The 18,580-nt window shown below is 65.5% G+C and carries 16 protein-coding genes; 10 read left to right on the forward strand and 6 right to left on the reverse strand.

Annotated features, from left to right (window positions below; all coding sequences use genetic code 11):
- The first annotated feature begins 117 nt into the window (after window positions 1-117).
- From Q0799_RS01590 to Q0799_RS01605, 4 genes are read left to right on the forward strand one after another with little or no spacing between them, the layout of a single operon-like run.
- A complete protein-coding gene (locus Q0799_RS01590; RefSeq protein ID WP_298393463.1) occupies window positions 118-1,020 on the forward strand; it encodes a LysR family transcriptional regulator in 903 nt (300 codons plus the stop codon).
- A complete protein-coding gene (alr, locus tag Q0799_RS01595; protein WP_298393465.1) occupies window positions 1,017-2,111 on the forward strand; it encodes an alanine racemase in 1,095 nt (364 codons plus the stop codon). The genes Q0799_RS01590 and alr overlap by 4 nt, the downstream gene beginning before the upstream one ends.
- A complete protein-coding gene (gene radA, locus Q0799_RS01600; protein WP_298393467.1) occupies window positions 2,112-3,470 on the forward strand; it encodes a DNA repair protein RadA in 1,359 nt (452 codons plus the stop codon).
- Entirely contained in the window at window positions 3,467-5,947 is a 2,481-nt protein-coding gene (locus Q0799_RS01605; protein ID WP_298393469.1) for an FtsX-like permease family protein, read from the forward strand. The genes radA and Q0799_RS01605 overlap by 4 nt, the downstream gene beginning before the upstream one ends.
- Here Q0799_RS01605 and Q0799_RS01610 read toward each other — a convergent pair.
- Entirely contained in the window at window positions 5,935-6,342 is a 408-nt protein-coding gene (locus tag Q0799_RS01610; protein ID WP_298393471.1) for an ATP-binding protein, read from the reverse strand. The two genes, Q0799_RS01605 and Q0799_RS01610, sit on opposite strands and share 13 nt — an antisense overlap.
- Window positions 6,343-6,395: 53 nt before the next feature.
- On the opposite strand from Q0799_RS01610, the gene Q0799_RS01615 reads away from it, so the two are divergent.
- Together Q0799_RS01615 and Q0799_RS01620 are read left to right on the forward strand one after the other, a co-directional pair.
- Entirely contained in the window at window positions 6,396-6,824 is a 429-nt protein-coding gene (locus Q0799_RS01615; protein ID WP_298393473.1) for a FecR domain-containing protein, read from the forward strand.
- The gene (locus tag Q0799_RS01620) at window positions 6,817-7,401 is read left to right on the forward strand and encodes an OmpA family protein (protein WP_298393475.1); all 585 of its coding nucleotides are present in this window, start codon (window positions 6,817-6,819) and stop codon (window positions 7,399-7,401) included. Before Q0799_RS01615 ends, Q0799_RS01620 begins: the two co-directional genes overlap by 8 nt.
- Here Q0799_RS01620 and Q0799_RS01625 read toward each other — a convergent pair.
- The 3 genes from Q0799_RS01625 to Q0799_RS01635 are packed head-to-tail and all read right to left on the reverse strand — an operon-like array spanning window position 7,388 to window position 10,811.
- A complete protein-coding gene (locus tag Q0799_RS01625) occupies window positions 7,388-9,508 on the reverse strand; it encodes a CHASE2 domain-containing protein (protein WP_298393477.1) in 2,121 nt (706 codons plus the stop codon). The two genes, Q0799_RS01620 and Q0799_RS01625, sit on opposite strands and share 14 nt — an antisense overlap.
- Window positions 9,505-10,419, reverse strand: a complete 915-nt coding sequence (locus Q0799_RS01630) for an MBL fold metallo-hydrolase (RefSeq protein ID WP_298393479.1) — start codon at window positions 10,417-10,419, stop codon at window positions 9,505-9,507. Before Q0799_RS01630 ends, Q0799_RS01625 begins: the two co-directional genes overlap by 4 nt.
- Window positions 10,420-10,463: 44 nt before the next feature.
- Window positions 10,464-10,811 (reverse strand): STAS domain-containing protein, encoded by a 348-nt coding sequence (locus Q0799_RS01635; RefSeq protein ID WP_298393481.1) that lies wholly within the window; start codon window positions 10,809-10,811, stop codon window positions 10,464-10,466.
- Window positions 10,812-10,887: 76 nt separating this feature from the next.
- Here Q0799_RS01635 and Q0799_RS01640 point away from each other — a divergent pair, with 76 nt between their 5' ends.
- Both Q0799_RS01640 and Q0799_RS01645 read left to right on the forward strand, forming a co-directional pair.
- The gene (locus Q0799_RS01640; protein ID WP_366940759.1) at window positions 10,888-13,167 is read left to right on the forward strand and encodes a YgiQ family radical SAM protein; all 2,280 of its coding nucleotides are present in this window, start codon (window positions 10,888-10,890) and stop codon (window positions 13,165-13,167) included.
- 16 nt (window positions 13,168-13,183) lie between these two features.
- Entirely contained in the window at window positions 13,184-13,576 is a 393-nt protein-coding gene (locus Q0799_RS01645; protein WP_298393483.1) for a group II truncated hemoglobin, read from the forward strand.
- 3 nt (window positions 13,577-13,579) lie between these two features.
- On the opposite strand, the gene Q0799_RS01650 is transcribed toward Q0799_RS01645, so the two are convergent.
- Window positions 13,580-14,530 (reverse strand): PHB depolymerase family esterase, encoded by a 951-nt coding sequence (locus tag Q0799_RS01650; protein WP_298393486.1) that lies wholly within the window; start codon window positions 14,528-14,530, stop codon window positions 13,580-13,582.
- 172 nt (window positions 14,531-14,702) lie between these two features.
- On the opposite strand from Q0799_RS01650, the gene typA reads away from it, so the two are divergent.
- Window positions 14,703-16,544, forward strand: coding sequence for a translational GTPase TypA (gene typA, locus Q0799_RS01655; RefSeq protein WP_298393488.1), 1,842 nt, complete (start codon window positions 14,703-14,705; stop codon window positions 16,542-16,544).
- A 5-nt stretch (window positions 16,545-16,549) separates the two neighbouring features.
- Complete coding sequence (locus tag Q0799_RS01660) at window positions 16,550-16,705, forward strand: hypothetical protein (RefSeq protein WP_298393490.1); 156 nt, start codon at window positions 16,550-16,552, stop codon at window positions 16,703-16,705.
- Here Q0799_RS01660 and Q0799_RS01665 read toward each other — a convergent pair.
- Window positions 16,696-18,576, reverse strand: coding sequence for a bifunctional diguanylate cyclase/phosphodiesterase (locus tag Q0799_RS01665; RefSeq protein WP_298393492.1), 1,881 nt, complete (start codon window positions 18,574-18,576; stop codon window positions 16,696-16,698). The two genes, Q0799_RS01660 and Q0799_RS01665, sit on opposite strands and share 10 nt — an antisense overlap.
- Between the last annotated feature and the right edge of the window lie 4 nt (window positions 18,577-18,580).

The following is an 18,580-nucleotide window of genomic DNA, read 5'->3' on the forward strand; positions in this document are numbered from 1 at the left end:
GCCTGAAGGCCCTTGCTTACCGCTTGATGACAGCGACTAGGGAAAAATACACGCCGTTACGCGGACAGGCGGACGAATGTGGTTGAATAACGCTTTGCCAATTTCTGGAGTTCTCCCATGGCTGACCGGCGTTTGCAGGTGTTCCATGCCGTAGCCAAACATCTGAGTTTCACCCGTGCGGCCGATGCCCTGTTCATGACGCAGCCGGCGGTCACCTTCCAGATCCGGCAACTGGAAGAACAATACGCCACCCGCCTGTTCGAGCGTCGTCACGGCAGCATTTCGCTGACGCCGGCCGGCGAACTGGCCTTCGAATACGCTCGCAAGATCCTCGCCTTGTCCGACGAAATGGACATCCGCATCGGCGAGATGACCGGTGAAATGCGCGGGCCGCTGCTGGTCGGCGCCAGCACGACGATTGCCGAGTTCATGCTGCCGCGCGTGCTCGGCGAATTCAATGCGCTCTACCCGCAGGTCAGGGCCCGGCTGATTGTCGGCAATTCGGAGAGCATCGAAGGTCAGGTCGCCGAACATACGCTCGACGTCGGACTGATCGAAGCACCGGCGAAACTGTCCGGGCTGGAAAGCCGGATGTGTTGCGAGGACGAACTGCAGGTCATCTGCGTGCCGGATTATCCGCTGGCCGAGTTTCCGGTGTTGCGTCCGGCCGACCTCGCTGATTACGAATTCATTTCGCGCGAGCCGGGGTCGGGAACGCGCGAGATCACCGACGCCTATTTTGCCGAGCACGGCATTGCCCCGGAAAGCCTGAAGGCGCAGATGGAACTGGGCAGTCCGGAGGCGCTGAAGGGCGTCGTCGCTACCGGCCTGGGGTTTGCCATCGTGTCGCGCGCGGTGGCCGCCCGTGAGATTGCGCTCGGCGAATTGCGCGGGATTCCGCTCGATCCGCCGCTCAAGCGCGGCCTCTACCTGATTCACCCGCAGGAACGTTTCCAGTCGCGGGTGCTGACCACCTTCATCGATTTCGCCCGGCGCCAGCTCAAGGAACACGCAGCATGAAGATTTCCCGCCCGATCCGCGCCCGCGTCCGGCCGGCGGCCATTCTCAACAATTATCGCCAGGCCAAGGCGCATGCCCCGGATGCCTGGGCCTGGGCGGTGGTCAAGGCCGATGCCTACGGTCACGGCCAGATGCGCGCGGTCGACGCCCTGCGCAGCGAGGCCGATGGCTTTGCCCTGCTCGAATGTGAAAACGCCGTCGCCCTGCGCGAGCATGGCGTGCGTCAGCCCATCCTGCTGCTCGAAGGCATTTTCGGCATCCACGACGCCAAGCAGGTGGTCGAACACGGCCTGCACAGCGTCGTCCATTGCCTGGAGCAGATCGACATGCTGGCCGCGCAGGCCCGCAACGACCGGCCGTTGAGCGTCTATCTCAAACTCAATACCGGCATGAACCGCCTCGGTTTCACCGAAAGTGCGCTGCCGACCGCCTGGGAGCGCCTGAAGCGGATTCCCGCGCTCAACCTGACGCTGATGACGCATTTCGCCGAAGCCGACGGCGAGCGCGGCGTGCTCTGGCAACTGGAGCGTTTCCAGGCGATGGCTGGCGAATGGCACGGGCCGGTCAGCCTGGGTAATTCGGCGGCCATCCTGCGCCACCCGCTGGCGCATGGCGACTGGGTAAGGCCGGGGATCATGCTCTACGGCGCTTCGCCGTTTGCCGACCAGTCGGCCGAGGAGTTCGGCCTGCAGCCGGCGATGGTGCTGGAAAGCCGGATCATCGGCGTGCAGACGGTCGCCACCGGCGAACGCATCGGCTACGGCGGCACCTATGTTGCCGAACGGCCGATGCGCATCGGCATCGTCGCCTGCGGTTACGCCGACGGCTATCCGCGTCATGCGCCGACCGGCACGCCGATTGCCGTTGCTGGCAAGCTGACGCGTACCGTCGGCCGGGTGTCGATGGACATGCTGGCCTGCGATCTCAACGACATCCCCGACGCCGGCATCGGCAGTCCGGTGACGTTGTGGGGGCCGGGCGAGGCCGGTTACGTGCCGGCCGACGCGGTGGCCGCCGCCGCCGGCACCATTGCCTACGAACTTTTCTGTGCCCTGGCGCCGCGCGTGCCGGTGACCATCGACGGACAATAAATGGCCAAAGCCAAGACGCTCTACAGTTGTACCGAATGCGGGGCGACCAGCCCCAAGTGGCAGGGCCAGTGCCCCGGCTGCAATGCCTGGAACACGCTGGTCGAGACGATTGCCGAAAAGCCCGGCAACCACCGTTTCGAGTCGCTGGCCCCGGCAGCGAAGCTGCAGAACCTGGCCGACATCGAGGCGCGTGAGGCCGACCGCATCGCGACCGGCATCGGCGAGTTCGACCGCGCGCTCGGCGGCGGTCTGGTCGGTGGCGGCGTGGTGCTGATCGGCGGCGATCCGGGCATCGGCAAGAGTACCTTGTTGTTGCAGGCGCTGGCGCACCTGGCCCAGGCGCACAAGGTGCTTTACGTGACCGGCGAGGAATCCGGGCAGCAGGTCGCCCTGCGCGCCCGCCGGCTCAATCTCGATACCGGCAATCTGCCGCTGATGGCCGAGATCAACCTCGAGCGCATTCTGGCGACGCTGCAGGCCGAGCAACCGCAGGTGGCGGTGATCGACTCGATCCAGACGCTGTGGTCGGATCAGTTGTCGAGTGCGCCGGGGTCGGTCGCCCAGGTGCGCGAATGCGCGGCGCAACTGACGCGTCTGGCCAAGCAGGCTGGCATCACCGTGATCCTGGTTGGCCACGTGACCAAGGAAGGCGCGCTGGCCGGGCCGCGCGTGCTCGAACACGTGGTCGATACCGTGCTCTATTTCGAGGGCGACACGCATTCCAGTTTCCGCCTGGTGCGCGCGGTCAAGAACCGCTTCGGCGCAGTCAATGAACTTGGCGTCTTCGCCATGACCGAGACCGGGCTCAAGGGGGTCAGCAATCCGTCGGCGATGTTCCTGTCGCAGCACGGCCAGGAAGTCGCCGGGTCGTGCGTGATGGTGACGCAGGAGGGAACGCGGCCGCTGCTGGTGGAAATCCAGGCGCTGGTCGATACCGCGCATGGTAACCCGCGCCGGCTGACGGTGGGGCTGGACGCGCAGCGTCTGGCCATGCTGCTGGCGGTGTTGCACCGCCACGCCGGCATCGTCTGCTTCGATCAGGACGTCTTCGTCAATGCCGTCGGCGGGGTCAAGATCGGCGAACCGGCAGGCGATCTGGCAGTCATTATGGCAATTACTTCTTCATTGAAAAACAAGGCATTGCCAGATAAACTTATAGTGTTTGGTGAAGTTGGTCTGGCCGGTGAAATCCGGCCCGCACCGCGCGGTCAGGAGCGATTGAAGGAAGCGGCCAAGCTCGGTTTCACGCGGGCGCTGATTCCCGAGGCCAACCGCCCGCGCCAGGTCATTCCAGGCATGGAGGTGATCGCCGTCAAGCGCGTCGAGGAAGCCGTCCAGCGCATCCGGGAACTGCAATGATGTTGGGCCTGGCCTGGCGCATGCTCAAGCGCGAATTGCGAGCCGGCGAGTTGCGCCTGCTGTTCGTCGCCCTGTGCATCGCCGTTGCCGCCGTGTCGGCGGTCGGTTTCCTGGCCGACCGGGTCGGCCGCACCCTGGAACTGGAAGCGCGCCAGATGCTCGGCGCCGATCTGGTGCTGGTCGCCGATCAGCCGATCGACGAGGCATTCGTTCGTGAAGCCCAGGCGCGCGGCCTGCGTGTCGTGCGCACGCTGGTTTTCCCAAGCATGGTTTTCGCCGAAGGGCGGGCGCAACTGGTCGAAATCAAGGCGGTCGGCAGCGCCTATCCCTTGCGCGGGCAGTTGCGTCTGGCTGCTCAGGTCGATGGCGAAGATCAGGCGGTGGCCGGCGGGCCATCCGCCGGCAGCGTCTGGGGCGATGCCCGCCTGTTCGGCCTGCTGGCGCTGACGCCGGGGGCGAAGGTCGGGGTCGGCGAATTGCAGTTGCCGGCGGCTGGGGTGCTGACCCAGGAGCCGGATCGCAGCTTCAACCTGTTTTCGGTGGCGCCGCGCTTGATGATGCATATCGACGACGTGCCGGCCAGCGGACTGATCCAGTTCGGCGCCCGCGTCCGTTACCGGCTGCTGCTCGCCGGCAGCGATCCGGCGCTGGCCGGCTGGCGCGAGTGGGCCGAAAGCCGGCTGGATCGCGGCCAGCGTCTGGAAGGAATCGCCGATGCCCGCCCGGAAGTGCGCAATGCGCTCGACAAGGCGCAGCGTTTCCTCGGTCTGGCGACCTTGCTGACGGTGATCCTGTCAGCGATCGCCGTGGCCCTGGCGGCGCGCCGCTACATGCAGCGCCATCTCGATGCCTGTGCCGTGCTGCGTTGCCTGGGAACGACCCAGGGCGGGCTGCTGCGCCTGCACGTGCTGGGTTTTCTGATGATGACGCTGCTGGCCACCTTGCTTGGCGTGTTGCTCGGCTTTGCCGCCCATTTCGCGCTGGTTTCGGCAATGAGCGGCCTGCTCGGCGCGCAGTTGCCGATGCCCGGCAGCGGCCCGGTACTTGAAGGCCTGCTGGTTGCCGCCGTGCTGTTGTTCGGTTTCGCCGTGCCGCCATTGTTGCAACTGGCGCGGGTGCCGACCCTGCGGGTGCTGCGCCGGGAACTGGGGCCGCCGGCACCACTGGCGGTCATCGGTTACCTGTTCGGTTTCCTGCTGCTGGCCGTGCTGATCGTGCGTGCGGCCGGCGATTTGCGCCTGGGCTTGCTGGCGGTGGGCGGTTTTGTCGGGGCGCTGGCCTTGTTCTGGGGCATTGCCTGGCTGGCCGTGCGTCTGGCCGGCCGGCTGCGCGGCGGTGCCGGCTTCGGCTGGCGTCAGGGTCTGGCGACGCTGGCGCGGCATGGCGCGGCCAATACCCTGAAGGTCGTCGCTCTCGGCATCGGTCTGATGGCCTTGCTGCTGCTCGGCGTGACCCGGCTGGAGCTGGTCGAGGCCTGGCAGAAATCGGTGCCGGCCGACGCGCCGAATCGTTTCGTCATCAATATCCAGCCGGACCAGCGCCAGGCGGTGGCTGAATGGCTGGCCGGGCAGGGCATCGCCGCCGAACTGGCGCCGATGGTTCGCGCCCGCCTGCTCAGCGTCAATGGCCGGCCGATCAGCGCCGCCGATTTTCCTGACGACGACCGGGCGCAGCGCCTGATCGAACGCGAATTCAACCTCTCCTGGCGGGCCGACCTGCCGACGGGCAATGAACTGGTCAGCGGGCGCTGGTTCTCCGGTAAAGCGGGAGAAGCCTCGGTCGAGGCCGGGCTGGCCAAGACCCTGGGTATCGCCCTCGGCGACCGCCTGGTGTTTTCGGTGGCCGGTGTCGAAAAGCCGGTCGAGGTGACCAGCCTGCGCAAACTCGACTGGGATTCGATGCGCGTCAATTTCTTCGTGCTGACGCCGCCGGGCGTGCTCGAAGACGCGCCGGCCAGCTACATCACCAGCTTCCACCTGAGCGCCGCGCAACGTCCGGCAGCGGCGCGGCTGGTCGAGGAATTCCCCAACCTGACGGTGATCGACATCGACGCCATCCTGGCCCAGATCCAGTCGGTGGTCGGGCAGGTGGTGGCGGCCGTTCAGGTGGTTTTCCTGTTCACGCTGGCGGCCGGCGCCGTGGTGCTGTACGCCGCGCTGTTGTCGGCGATCGACGAGCGGCGTTTCGAACTGGCCGTGATGCGCGCGCTGGGCGCCCGCCGCGATCAATTGCGCGCCGCCCTGCTGGTCGAACTGGCGGCCGTCGGCGCGCTGGCCGGCCTGATTGCGGCACTGGGCGCGGCGGTGGTCGGCCAGTTGCTGGCGCGCCAGGTGTTCCAGCTCGACCCCGTGTTTTCCTTGACATCGCCGCTGCTGGCGGCCGTGCTTTGCGCGCTGGCGACCACGCTGGCCGGCTGGCTGGGCATGCGCCGGCTGCTCGCCGTGCCGCCGCTGGCGGCGTTGCGTCAGGGAGCCTGAAGGCCGATCTCGACGATGTTGCGCCCGCCTTCGCGGCGATAGTGCTGCGACTGGCTCATGCCGCTGAGCAGTGCCAGGCCGAGTCCGCCGATGCTGTCGTCGCCGGCCGTTGTGGCGGGCGGCAGGAAGGGGTTGAAGGCCGGTGCTTCATCCTCGTAACGCAGCGTCAGACCGCCGTCGTCGCGTCCGACAACCAGGCGGACGATGCTGTCGCTGTTTCGCTGCAGGCCATGGTCGATGGTGTTGATGAACAATTCCTCGGCGACGAGTTGCAGGCGCAGGCAATCCGTCCCGGAAATACCCAGGCCCGCGCAGGCATCGGCGATGCCGGCGTTCAGCTGGGCCAGCGCCTGGTGGCGCGCCGGGACCGAAATTTCCGTAGAATGTTCGCTCATGACAAATACAGGACGACAGGGCAATGATTAGATCACATCGTGCAGCAGCTTTGATGATTGTCGGCATGGCCGGCAGTCTTTCCGCGCTGGCGGCCGACGTGGCCGGCATGGTCAAGACGAGCAGCGGGCAGGTCGTCATTGAGCGCCAGGGCGCAACCCTGCCGGCTCCGGTGGGTACCCAGGTGCTGGTTGCCGACCGTGTGCGCACCGGGGGCGATGGTGCCGTGGGTGTGACCTTGCGCGACAACACGCTGCTTTCCGCTGGTCCGGGCTCGCTGGTGGTGATCGACAAATTCGTTTTCGACAGTTCGACGCTGGATGGCCGGATGTCGGTCGGCGTCCGTAAAGGGACGTTGTCGGTCGCTACCGGCAAGATCGCCAAGCGGACACCGGAATCGGTCGATTTCCATACGCCGACGTCGGTGCTTGGCGTTCGCGGCACGGAGTTCATCATCGAGGTCGCCGGGGGCAGCAATGAATAAGTTGCTGCTGCCGGGGCTGGCGTTACTCCTGCTGGCCGGTTGTGCCAGCGAGCGCGTGGTCCTGCTGCCGTCGCCCGACGGCAAGCCGGCCGCCGTCGTGCTGCGGGATCGCGCTGGTACCGAACAGGTGCTCGACCAGCCCTACGCGGCAACGGTCCGGCGCCTTGGCATCAATCGCGCCGATCAGACCGATGCCGAAACGGTGCAGGCCCGTTACGCGCAGACCTTGCAGGCGCTGCCGGTCCGTCCGGTCAGCTTCGTGCTCTATTTCGAACTCGGCAGCGATCGTCTGACGCCCGAGTCCGAGGCCGAGTTTGCCCGGGTCAGGCAGGAAGTTGCAGCGCGCACGGCGCCTGAGGTCATGGTCATCGGCCATACCGACCGGGTCGGTTCGGTGGAAGCCAACGACGCGCTGTCATTGCAGCGGGCGCAGACCATGCGCGATCTGCTGGTGGCTGAGGGCCTGCCGGCAGAAAAACTCGAAGTCGCCGGTCGCGGTGAGCGGGAGCCGCTGGTGGCCACCGCCGACGAGGTCGAGGAAGCGCGTAACCGCCGGGTGGAAATCAATATCCGCTGAGTGGTCCGTTCCAGCGCAGCAGCAGCAGGGTCAGGTCATCGGCCGGCGCCGCGCCGGCCTCGAAGCGCCGGACCGCGTCGCGGATCAGCGCGCATTGCCGGTTCGGTGAGGCGTCGGGGAGCGTCGCCAGGCAGTCGGCCAGCCGCTGCGTGCCAAATAGTTCGCCGCCGTCACCGGCCTCGCTGACGCCATCGGTGAACAGGCAGAGCAGGTCGCCGGGCGACAAGGTGCTCCGGCCGGCAACGTAAGGATAGTCGCCCAGCGCACACAGGGGCGGACCGGCGATGGTGTCGGTATCGATGCGCAGGATGTCTGCGCCGCGCTTGAGCATCGGCGCATCGTGGCCGGCGCAGACGTAATCCAGGGTTCCGGATTCGACGTCGAGAATGGCGATGAAGGCGGTGACGAACAGATAGGCCGGATTTTCCCGGCTGAGTTCGCGTTCGATGTCCTGCACGGCGGCGGCCAGATCGTCGTGGCGGCGGGCCAGTGTGCCGCTCAGGGTCTTGGAGATGGCCATGAACAGGCTGGCCGGCACGCCCTTGCCGGAAACGTCGCCGATGGCGATGCACAGGCGCTGCCTGTCGAGCATGAAACAGTCGTAGTAATCGCCGCCGACAGCTCGGGCGGGTTCGAGCACGGCGCCGATGGCGAAACGCTTTTCTCCGGCAAAGCACTTTTCCGGGTCGGGCAGCAGGCCCATCTGGATTTTGCGGGCGGCATCGAGTTCGCCGGCGACGCGGGCGGCTTCCTCGCGGCTGCTCTGCAACTGGCGTTCCGCTTCGCGGCGGCGGGCGTCGGCGGCAATCAGCGTGCTGCCGAGCAGGGCCATGAAGACCGGGGCCAGGAGGACGCTCAGCGACGGTCCGTCGAACAGCCAGCGACCGGCCAGGAAGGCCAGGTAACCGCTGCCGACCAGGCTCAGGCTGAGGCCGGCGAAGGTGAAGACCGCGTAACGCGGACGTAGCGCCGGCACGGCAGCGATCAGCAACAATCCGCCAAACAGCAGGGCGCTCATCTCGACCAGCGGCATCCAGTGCGGCCGGCGTAAAGCGGTTTGCTCGAGCAGGCTTTCGATGACCTGGGTGTGAATGTCCACGCCGGGCAGACTGTCGCCGAGCGGGCTGATCACCCGGTCCTGCAGGCCGATGCTGTTGAAACCGACGATGACGAAGCGCGAGGCGAATATTTCCGGCGGATGCTCGCCGGCCAGGACGTCGGCCGCCGACAGATAGTAGTTGGCGCTGGCCTTGCCGAAGTGCAGCAGCAGTTCGCCGTTGGCCTGCGTCGGCAGGTGGTAGTCGCCGATCCGGATGCCACGCATGCCGGCGCTGCTCTGGTCGACCGCGACCTCGCCGCCGCCCAGCGCCTGGCGCACCATTTCCAGCGGCAGCGACAGGTAGGGCTGGTCGTGAATGAAGGCCAGCGTGGGGACCCGGCGCAGGATGCCGCGTTCGCCGTGGCTGGCCAGATTGTCCGGGGTGGCGTTGATGAAGCCCTCGCTGCCGGCTGCGGTCTGGAGTTCGGGGCGGCTGGCGAGGGCGCTGGCAAAGTGCGGCAGGGCGGTCGTCGCGGCGGGGTCCATTGTTACCGCCGGCAGGGGATGCAGCGGCTTCCGGGCGCCCGGCAACTCGCGGGACAGGCCGACGACCGCCAGCGTGGTCGGGGCGCGGCCGACGGCCTCGGCCAGGACCGCATCCGGGTCGGGCAAACCGTGCAGCAGGTGGGCGCTGCCGGGCAGGCGACGGGCGATCAGTTCGGGGGCATGCTGGTCGCGCTCGGCGAAAACGAAGTCGAGACCGACGGCCAGCGGTTTGCCGGCCTGTATCCTAGTCAACAAGCGGGCGACCAGATCGCGCGGCCAGGGCCACTGGCCATGGGCAACCAGACTCTGGCTGTCGATGCCGACGACGATGACCGGCTCGTTCTCGCGTTGTCTCGGCTGCAGTCGCTGATAGCGGTCGAACTGGCTGGCCTGCAGGTTGTGCAAGGGCGTGCGCTCGATGTTGTGCAGCAGGCCGGCGGCTATCGCCAGCAGCACGACCGGGAACAGGCGTCCCCGCCCGGCGCGCAGCAGGGCCGCGGCGAGGGCGGTCAGGCGGCTCACAATTCGACGATCAGTCCGTCGTAAGCGGAGACGATCTCCAGCGGCGCCCGATCGCCGCGCGTGATTTGCTCGAGGCGGCGGGTTTCGGCGAGCAGTCGGCTGAGCTGTTTGTCGTCGTGGATCGGTTCGTGGTGGAACAGCGCCAGTTTCTTGGCGGCAGCGGCCTGGCACAACTCGACGCCAACGACATTGCTCGAATGTCCCCAGTCCGATTTGACCGAGGCGGCCTCGGCCAGCGAGTACATGGCGTCGAAGATGACCAGGTCGGCCTTGTCGAAGAAGCGGATGAATTCGTCGAAGGATTCGATGTCGTCGAGCTTGTGTTCCGAGTCGGTGCTGTAGACCACCGATTTGTCGACGCTGTCGAAACGGTAGCCGTAGGAGTCGCCGGCATGCAGTTGCAACTTGGGCGTGACGTTCAGGCCGCAGATGAAATGCGGTTTGCCCGGCGTCATCAGGTCGAATTCGATTTTCGCGCCGGCCTGCGAGTAATCCACGGGAAAGCAGGGGGCTCGCATCTGCAGGCGGATGGCTTCCTCGAGTTGCGCGTGGCAACCGTGGATGACGATCCGGTTGCCCGGAATGTACATCGGCGTGAAGAACGGGAATCCCATCAGGTGATCCCAGTGCAGGTGCGAGACGAAGATGTGATAGGTCTGCGGGTTGGGCACGCCGAAACGGGCGATCTTGGCCTGGCCGAGCGGGCGGGCGCCGCTGCCCATGTCACAGATGATGTGTTCAGGGCAGTCGGCGACGATCTCGACGCACGAGGAATTGCCGCCGAAGGTCGAGCTGACGGCAAAAGGCAGGCTGTCGACGAATTCGTCGATGGCGGCGCGATTGCGGAAACTCCGGCCATTGGCGGTAACCAGCGCGGAAACGATCTTTTCCCGGATGTCGTGACTGGTCATTGCCGTCGGCAATGAGCCCCGGGTACCCCAGAAAACCACCTGTTTCATTGGCCGAGTACCTTGCAGGCTGCGTCCACGCTGGCATAGCAGGGAACGATTAGGTTGAAGCGGCTGATCGTGAATACTTCCTGGACCAGGGGCGTCAGCGCGGCGATGGCGAAGCTGCCCTGCTGGGCCTTGGCCTGGCGCGAGGCCATCATCAGGACGCGCAGTCCGGCACTGCTGATGTAGATCACGCCGGAGAAATCGAGCAAGACCGGCAATTGACCCTGGGAGCAGTTGGCCAGCAAGGGGTCGAGTGCCCGGGTGAACTCTTCTGCAATGCTGTGGTCTATGCGACCGCCGACTTCGACGATCAGCACGCCTGACTGTTCGCGGATGGGTAGATTCATCGTTGCCTGAAAGCTTTACGGGCGTTGAAAAATCCAAGTATGCCATGGCACTTGGCACACTTAGGTAAAATATTGCATGCTTACAAACACCACTCAGCCAGCCATTCGTCCGCTCTTCTCGTGGCGCAAATTCTGGGCCCACCGCTTCGGTCCGGCGCCCTTCCTGCCGATGTCCCGGGCCGAAATGGACCAGCTCGGCTGGGACTCCTGTGACATCATCCTGATCACCGGCGACGCTTACATCGACCACCCGAGTTTCGGCATGGCGCTGATCGGGCGCCTGCTCGAAGCCCAGGGCTTCCGCGTCGGCATCATCAGCCAGCCGGACTGGAATTCGGCGGCCGACTTCCGCCAACTGGGCAAGCCCAACCTGTTCTTCGGCGTCACCGCCGGCAACATGGATTCGATGGTCAACCGCTACACCTCGGACCGCAAGCCCCGCTCGGACGACGCCTACACGCCGCATGGCGAGGCCAACAAGCGGCCCGACCGTGCGGTCACCGTCTATGCCCAGCGCTGCCGCGAGGCCTTTCCCGGTTCGGCCGTGGTGATCGGTTCGATCGAGGCCAGCCTGCGGCGCATCGCGCACTACGATTACTGGTCGGACAAGGTGCGCCGCTCGGTGCTGCCCGATTCCAAGGCCGACCTGCTGGTCTTCGGCAATGCCGAACGCGCCATCGTCGAACTGGCGCATCGCCTGGCCAAGGGCGAGAAAATTTCGGAAATCCGCGACCTGCGCGGCACCGCCTTCATGGTCGGGCGCGACTGGCTGCCGTCCGCTGAGTGGGAAGAGATGGATTCGACCGAGGTCGATACGCCCGGCCCCTTGGTCAAGCACGCCGATCCCTACGCGATGGACGAGGGCACTGACAATAATGCCTGTGCGACGCCGGCTGCCACCGATGGCGCCCAACCGGTGCGCATCGTCTCGCGCGCCGAGCGCCTGGCCGCCCGCCGCGAACGCCGCGCCCATACCGTCGTCCGCCTGCCGGCCTACGAGCAGGTCAAGGACGATCCGGTGCTCTATGCCCACGCCTCGCGCACCTTTCACCTCGAATCCAACCCGGGCAACGCCCGCGCCTTACGCCAGGCGCACGGCGAGCGCGACGTCTGGCTGAATCCGCCGCCGGTGCCGCTGACTACCGAGGAACTCGACGGTGTCTACGAGCTGCCCTATGCCCGTCGGCCGCATCCGGCCTACGGCGAGGCCAAGATTCCGGCCTGGGAGATGATCCGCTTCTCGGTCAACATCATGCGCGGCTGCTTTGGTGGCTGCACCTTCTGTTCGATCACCGAGCACGAAGGACGCATCATCCAGAGCCGCTCCGAGGATTCGGTGATCCGCGAGATCGAGGAAATGCGCGACAAGACGCCGGGCTTCACCGGCATCGTTTCCGATCTTGGCGGGCCGACCGCCAACATGTACCACTTGAAGTGCAAGGACGAGAAGATCGAATCGGCCTGCCGTCGGCTTTCCTGCGTCTATCCCGACATCTGCGAAAACCTCGGCACCGACCATACGCCGCTGATTTCGCTGTACCGCCGGGCGCGCAGCCTGAAGGGCGTCAAGAAGGTGCTGATCGGCTCCGGCCTGCGTTACGACCTGGCGGTGCGCTCGCCCGAGTACATCAAGGAACTGGTCCAGCACCACGTCGGCGGCTACCTGAAGATCGCCCCGGAGCACACCGAGGACGGCCCGCTGTCGAAGATGATGAAACCCGGCATTGGCACTTACGACCGCTTCAAGCAGTTGTTCGACCGCTTTTCCCGCGAGGCCGGCAAGGAACAGTACCTGATCCCGTATTTCATCGCCGCGCACCCGGGCACCCAGGATACGGACATGGTCAACCTGGCGCTGTGGCTCAAGAAGAACAACTTCCGCCTCGACCAGGTGCAGACCTTCCTGCCGACGCCGATGGCGCTGGCGACGACCATGTACCACACCGAGAAGAACCCGCTGAAAAAGCTGCACCGGCAGGGCGGGGAAACCGTCGGCGCCGTGCGCGGGGCGCGCCAGCGCAAGCTGCACAAGGCTTTCCTGCGTTATCACGACCCGGAAAACTGGCCGCTGCTGCGCGAGGCCTTGAAGGAAATGGGTCGCGCCGACCTGATCGGCAACGGCAAGAAGCAGCTGGTGCCAGCCTGGCAACCGGCTGGTACTGGCATGAAGGCAGCGGCAGCCGTTGCCGTAGCCTCAAGAGCGGCGCCGGGCGGAAAATCTGCGCCTGCCAGACCGGGGGGCTCGACCCACGGCAAGCCGCGTACCGGTCATGCAGCCTCGGCGGCCCGTCCGGCGAACGCGCAGCGTCCTTCCGGTCAGCGTCCTGCGCCGCGCAAGAAAAACTCACCACGATAAAAACAGGGAGAACCGCATGGAAGAAAAACAGGCCACCACCTACGAGAAAATCGGCGGCGAAGCGACGGTCGGCAAGCTGGCCGACCGCTTCTACGAACTGATGGACACCGTTCCCCAGTTCGCCGAGCTGCGCGCGATGCACCCGCCCAGCCTGGCCGGCTCGCGCGACAAGCTGTTCAAGTTCCTCTCCGGCTGGTTCGGCGGCCCCGACCTGTTCGTCGAGGAATACGGCCATCCGCGTCTGCGCGCGCGCCACATGCCCTTCGCCATCGGTACGCTCGAGCGCGACCAGTGGGTCGCCTGCATGGTGCTGGCGATGGAGGATGTCGGCATCGAGGAAGACATCCGCAAGGTCTTGCTGAACAACTTCTTCAATACCGCCGACTTCATGCGCAACAAGGAAGGCTGAGTTTCAGCGCCGGGCGCCTGACACTTCGCTGAAGAAAGTCCAGATCGCCTCGCTGGCGTCAAGCGCCTGCGAGGCGTTTTCCTTGCCGCGGCGGACGGCCTCGGCGCCCGGCCAGGAATGGCCGCCGTCGGCGGTGACGCAGAGCTGGACGGTGGCGCCGTCGCGGCAGCCGCGGTAGCGTTCGCACCAGGCGCCAGGTCGTTCCAGTGTGCGTTCGGGTTGCGTCTGGCAGGCATTGCGGCCGACCCAGCGCTTGACCGTTTCCGGCGCCGAGACGAAATCCATGACCTTGCTCGCATCGCGAAAGGCGTCCGGGCCGGCGCCGCCGTCGAACAGCACATGCGTGTCGTTGCGCGCGTGGATGTGCAGGACCGGCACCGGCCGCGCCGGTCGGCATTCGGCGACGGCCTCGGTACCGGCGACGGCGGCCACTGCGCGGACCAGGTCGGCGGCTTCGCAGGCCAGCCGGTAGGCCATCATGGCACCGTTCGACATGCCGGTGGCGAAAACGCGCTGGCGGTCGATTGCCACCCGGCGGCCGATATCGGCGACCACGGCGCGGCTGAAGCCGACGTCGTCGCTGCCGCGGTCACGCGCATCGCCGCAGCAGCCGCCGGCGTTCCAGGTGGCCAGCCGGCCGCGCGGCAAGCGGCTGTATCCATTGGGAAAGGCGACGACGAAACCGGCCTCGCGCGCCTTGCTGATCAAACCGTAGCGTGCGTCGTCGGCCATGAACTCGGCGTGTCCGCCGCCGCCGTGAAAGGCCAGCACCAGTGGCGCTGGCTTGCTGGTATCCAGACCGGGCGGAACGTACAGCGCGTAGCGGCGCTTCTCGCCGTCGTGGCGGATATCCACCATCCTGGCTTCGTCATGCTTGCTTCGGTCCTGCCAGCTTGCGGCTACCGGTGCGGCAAGCAGCGCCAGGAGGCAGAGGGTGAGGGCGCGATGCAGCATTTTGGGTACTCCGGGAGGTCTTGCCGCGAGCATAGGCAAGCTGCGGTTTGCTGTCCAATCGCAGTTGTTAGCAAACTTGAAATTATTTATCGGCTTGTTCGAGCAAATATGCTGCGACGCAGCATGGGATGGTAGAATCACGCCTTTGATTTTTCTGACTATTCCTACAAACATGTCCGCACGCCCCATCCGCAACATCGCCATCATCGCCCACGTCGACCACGGCAAGACCACGCTGGTCGACCAGCTGCTCCGCCAATCCGGTACTTTCGCAGCCCACCAGCAGGTGGTCGATTGCGTGATGGACTCTGGTGACATCGAAAAAGAACGCGGCATCACCATCCTGTCCAAGAACACCGCCGTCGAATACGAAGGCATCCACATCAACATCGTCGATACCCCGGGCCACGCGGACTTCGGCGGTGAAGTCGAGCGCGTGCTCGGCATGGTCGATGGCGTGGTGCTGCTGGTCGACGCCGCCGAAGGCCCGATGCCGCAAACCCGTTTCGTGACCAAGAAGGCGCTGGCCCAGGGCCTGCGTCCGATCGTGCTGGTCAACAAGGTCGACCGCGACGGCGCCGATCCGGACAATGCTGTCAACCTGACATTCGACCTGTTCGACAAGCTCGGCGCCACCGACGAGCAGCTCGACTTCCCGATCGTTTACGCTTCCGGCCTCAACGGCTGGGCGGCGATGGAACTCGACCAGCCGCGCGAAAACATGAAGCCGCTGTTCGACACCATCCTGCGCCATGTGCCGGCCCCCGATGCTGATGTCGACGCGCCGCTGCAGCTGCAGATTTCCGCGCTCGATTATTCGTCCTACGTCGGTCGCATCGGCGTCGGCAAGATCATCCGCGGCCGCGTCAAGACCGGCCAGAACGTGATGGTCATGTTCGGCACCGAAGAAGAGGCCGCCGAGCACGACCGCTCGCCGATCAAGGCCAAGATCGGTCAGGTGTTCGGCTACAAGGGCCTGAACAAGGTCGAGATGGAAGAGGGGCTGGCCGGTGACATCGTCCAGATCACCGGTATCGAGGATCTGGTGCTGGGCTGTACCGTGACCGATCCGGACCAGCCGGAAGCACTGCCGCTGCTGAAGATCGACGAACCGACGCTGTCCATGCAGTTCATGGTCAACACCAGCCCGCTCGCCGGTACCGAAGGCAAGTTCGTCACCAGCCGCCAGATCCGCGATCGCCTGCACAAGGAACTGCTGACCAACATGGCGCTGCGCGTGCATGACACTCCGAACGGCGACGTCTTCGACGTGGCCGGCCGCGGCGAACTGCACCTCGGCATCCTGCTCGAAAACATGCGCCGCGAAGGCTACGAACTGGCCGTCGGTCGTCCGCGCGTGGTCAAGAAGGTCATCGACGGCGTCGAATGCGAGCCGTACGAGCAGCTGACCGTCGACGTCGAGGAAGAACACCAGGGCGGCGTCATGGAAGCGCTCGGCCTGCGCAAGGGCGAGATGCTCGACATGGTGCCGGACGGTCGCGGTCGCGTCCGTATCGAATATCGCATCCCGGCCCGCGGCCTGATCGGTTTCCAGGGCGAGTTCATGAACCTGACCCGCGGCAACGGCCTGATGAGCCACGTCTTCGACGAATACGCCCCGGTCAAGGAAGGCACCGTCGCCGAGCGTCGCAACGGCGTGCTGATCTCGCAGGACAACGGCGAAGCCGTGGCCTACGCGCTGTGGAAGCTGCAGGATCGCGGCCGCATGTTCGTCAGCCCGGGCGAAAAGCTGTACGAGGGCATGATCATCGGCATCCACAGCCGCGAGAACGATCTGGTCGTGAACCCGATCAAGGGCAAGCAGCTGACCAACGTCCGCGCCTCGGGGACTGACGAAGCCGTCCGTCTGGTGCCGCCGGTCCAGCTCAGCCTGGAAGCTGCCGTCGAATTCATCGACGAGGACGAACTGGTGGAACTGACGCCGAAGTCGATCCGTCTGCGCAAGCGCCATCTGACGGAAATCGAACGCAAGCGGGCGCAACGCGGCCTGTAATTGTCATGCGCTTCTGCCAGCCCTGCCGGGAACTGGTACAGCGTCACCGGAAGGCGGCCCGTTGGGTCGCCTTTTTCATTGGTCTGTCGATTTTCTTCACCTTGCTCGGCCTGGTCAGCGACCCGGTCAATGGCATCGGTTTCTGCAAGGTTTATCCCTGAGCGGGCGGTGTCTGACTCAGGAAGCGTTCGGCAAACTGTGCGTGCGGCAGCGGGCGGCTGACCAGGTAGCCTTGCACCACATCGCAGCCCAGTGCCGCCAGGATGTCCCACTGGGCTTGTGTCTCGACCCCTTCGGCGACGACTTCCAGCGACAGGCTGTGCGCCATGGCAATGATCGCCCGGACCAGCGGCTCGCTGTTGTGCTGCTGTTCGTCGTCGAGCAGCCCGGTGATGAAGGCGCGGTCGATCTTGAGTGAGCCGACCGGCAGCCGCTGCAGGTAGGAGAGGGACGAGTAACCGGTGCCGAAATCGTCGAGGGCGATGCCGATGCCGGCCGCACGCAGGCGCGACAGCTGGTCGACACCGTCGCCACCGGGGTCGAGGACGACCGACTCGGTGACTTCAACATCCATCGCCGACGTCGGCAAGCCGTTTTCCGCCAGGGTGTCGAGTATCCGTTGCGAGACGGAAGGGCGCCAGAACTGGCGCGGCGACAGGTTGATGGCGATCGGCGGGATCCCGCCGTAAAGCTGCCGCCATTCGGCAATCTGCCGGGCGGCACGGTCGATGACCCAGTCGCCGAGCGGGACGATCAGTCCGCATTCCTCGGCGACCGGAATGAACTGGTCCGGCGGGATCATTTTGTCGCCGTCGCGCCAGCGCAGCAGGGCCTCGGCGCCGACCAGTCGACCATCGGCCAGGCTGAGCTTGGGCTGGTAGTGCAGTTCGAAACAATCGTCCTGAAGTGCCTTGCGCAGTCGCGTTTCGAGCGATATCCGCAAGCTCAGGCGCTCATCCATCTGCGGCGTGTGGAAACGGATGGCGTTGCCGCCCAGGGCCTTGGCCGCATACATTGCCGCATCGGCGTGACGCAACAGGGTTTCGCCGTCGCTGGCATCTTCCGGAAACAGGCTGATGCCGATGCTGGCGGTACTCAGGAAAGTCGTGTCGTCATCGACCAGCGGTTCGCCGAGCGCGTCCTTGAGTTTCTGGGCAACAGCCAGCGCCGTGGCGCCATCGCTTTGCGGCAGGATGATGATGAATTCGTCACCGCCCTGGCGATAGAGCTGACTGCCGGCCGGCAACAGGTTGCGCAGGAGGGTGCTGACGGTTTGCAGCATGCGGTCGCCGGCACGGTGACCGAGGCTGTCGTTGATGTTCTTGAAGCGGTCTAGGTCGATGAACAGGACGGCCAGCGTTTGTTGCTGCCGGCCGGCCTCGTCGATGGCGGCCTGCAGTTGTTCGGCGAAAAGCAGGCGGTTGGGCAGACCGGTCAGGCTGTCGTGGCGAGCCAGGAACTCCAGTTCCTCCTGATGTTGCCGGCGTTCGGTGATGTCGGTGACCGAGCCGACCATCTGGTAAGCGGTTCCGTGCCGGTCGCGGACGGCCAGTCCGCGCGAGGCGATCCAGCGGTACTGCCCGTCGCTGGCCAGTACCCGGTACTCGCAATAGAAATGATCGGTTTCGCCCTTGATGTGCCGGGCGACTTCGCGATTGTAGAAAGCAACGTCGTCCGGATGCACCAGGCGGAGCCAGGCGTGGGTGTCGGGCAGGAAGTCCTCACGATAGCCCAGTATCTGGAGGAGCCGGGAGCCGACGCGAAGTTTCTTGCTGACCGGGTCCCAATCCCAGAAGCCGTCGTGTGCAGCCTGCATGGCCAGTTGGTAGGCCTGGGAAATCGAGCGGTAATGCTGGAATTCGGCATTTGCCAGCCAGAGCATCGCGACGCCGGCCACACTCAGCAGCAGGACGGAAAACAGGCCGGGCAGGAGAAGATTCAAGGCAAGACCGACCACCACCAGGGCAATCGCGCCAAGAATCGCCGTCGGATACTGCAGCGACGATAACCAGGAAGCCTTGACCGCAGGCATGGCG

The sequence above is a fragment of the uncultured Azonexus sp. genome, assembly GCF_937982035.1.
Lineage (GTDB): Bacteria > Pseudomonadota > Gammaproteobacteria > Burkholderiales > Rhodocyclaceae > Azonexus.

Excerpts from the sequence above, each read along its gene's own strand:
- Q0799_RS01590 (WP_298393463.1), top strand. The coding sequence starts at position 118 with ATGGCTGACCGGCGTTTGCAGGTGTTCCATGCCGTAGCCAAACATCTG.
- alr (WP_298393465.1), top strand. The coding sequence starts at position 1,017 with ATGAAGATTTCCCGCCCGATCCGCGCCCGCGTCCGGCCGGCGGCCATT.
- radA (WP_298393467.1), top strand. The coding sequence starts at position 2,112 with ATGGCCAAAGCCAAGACGCTCTACAGTTGTACCGAATGCGGGGCGACC.
- Q0799_RS01605 (WP_298393469.1), top strand. The coding sequence starts at position 3,467 with ATGATGTTGGGCCTGGCCTGGCGCATGCTCAAGCGCGAATTGCGAGCC.
- Q0799_RS01610 (WP_298393471.1), bottom strand. The coding sequence starts at position 6,342 with ATGAGCGAACATTCTACGGAAATTTCGGTCCCGGCGCGCCACCAGGCG.
- Q0799_RS01615 (WP_298393473.1), top strand. The coding sequence starts at position 6,396 with ATGATTGTCGGCATGGCCGGCAGTCTTTCCGCGCTGGCGGCCGACGTG.
- Q0799_RS01620 (WP_298393475.1), top strand. The coding sequence starts at position 6,817 with ATGAATAAGTTGCTGCTGCCGGGGCTGGCGTTACTCCTGCTGGCCGGT.
- Q0799_RS01630 (WP_298393479.1), bottom strand. The coding sequence starts at position 10,419 with ATGACCAGTCACGACATCCGGGAAAAGATCGTTTCCGCGCTGGTTACC.
- Q0799_RS01635 (WP_298393481.1), bottom strand. The coding sequence starts at position 10,811 with ATGAATCTACCCATCCGCGAACAGTCAGGCGTGCTGATCGTCGAAGTC.
- Q0799_RS01640 (WP_366940759.1), top strand. The coding sequence starts at position 10,888 with ATGCTTACAAACACCACTCAGCCAGCCATTCGTCCGCTCTTCTCGTGG.
- Q0799_RS01645 (WP_298393483.1), top strand. The coding sequence starts at position 13,184 with ATGGAAGAAAAACAGGCCACCACCTACGAGAAAATCGGCGGCGAAGCG.
- Q0799_RS01650 (WP_298393486.1), bottom strand. The coding sequence starts at position 14,530 with ATGCTGCATCGCGCCCTCACCCTCTGCCTCCTGGCGCTGCTTGCCGCA.
- typA (WP_298393488.1), top strand. The coding sequence starts at position 14,703 with ATGTCCGCACGCCCCATCCGCAACATCGCCATCATCGCCCACGTCGAC.
- Q0799_RS01660 (WP_298393490.1), top strand. The coding sequence starts at position 16,550 with ATGCGCTTCTGCCAGCCCTGCCGGGAACTGGTACAGCGTCACCGGAAG.
- Q0799_RS01665 (WP_298393492.1), bottom strand. The coding sequence starts at position 18,576 with ATGCCTGCGGTCAAGGCTTCCTGGTTATCGTCGCTGCAGTATCCGACG.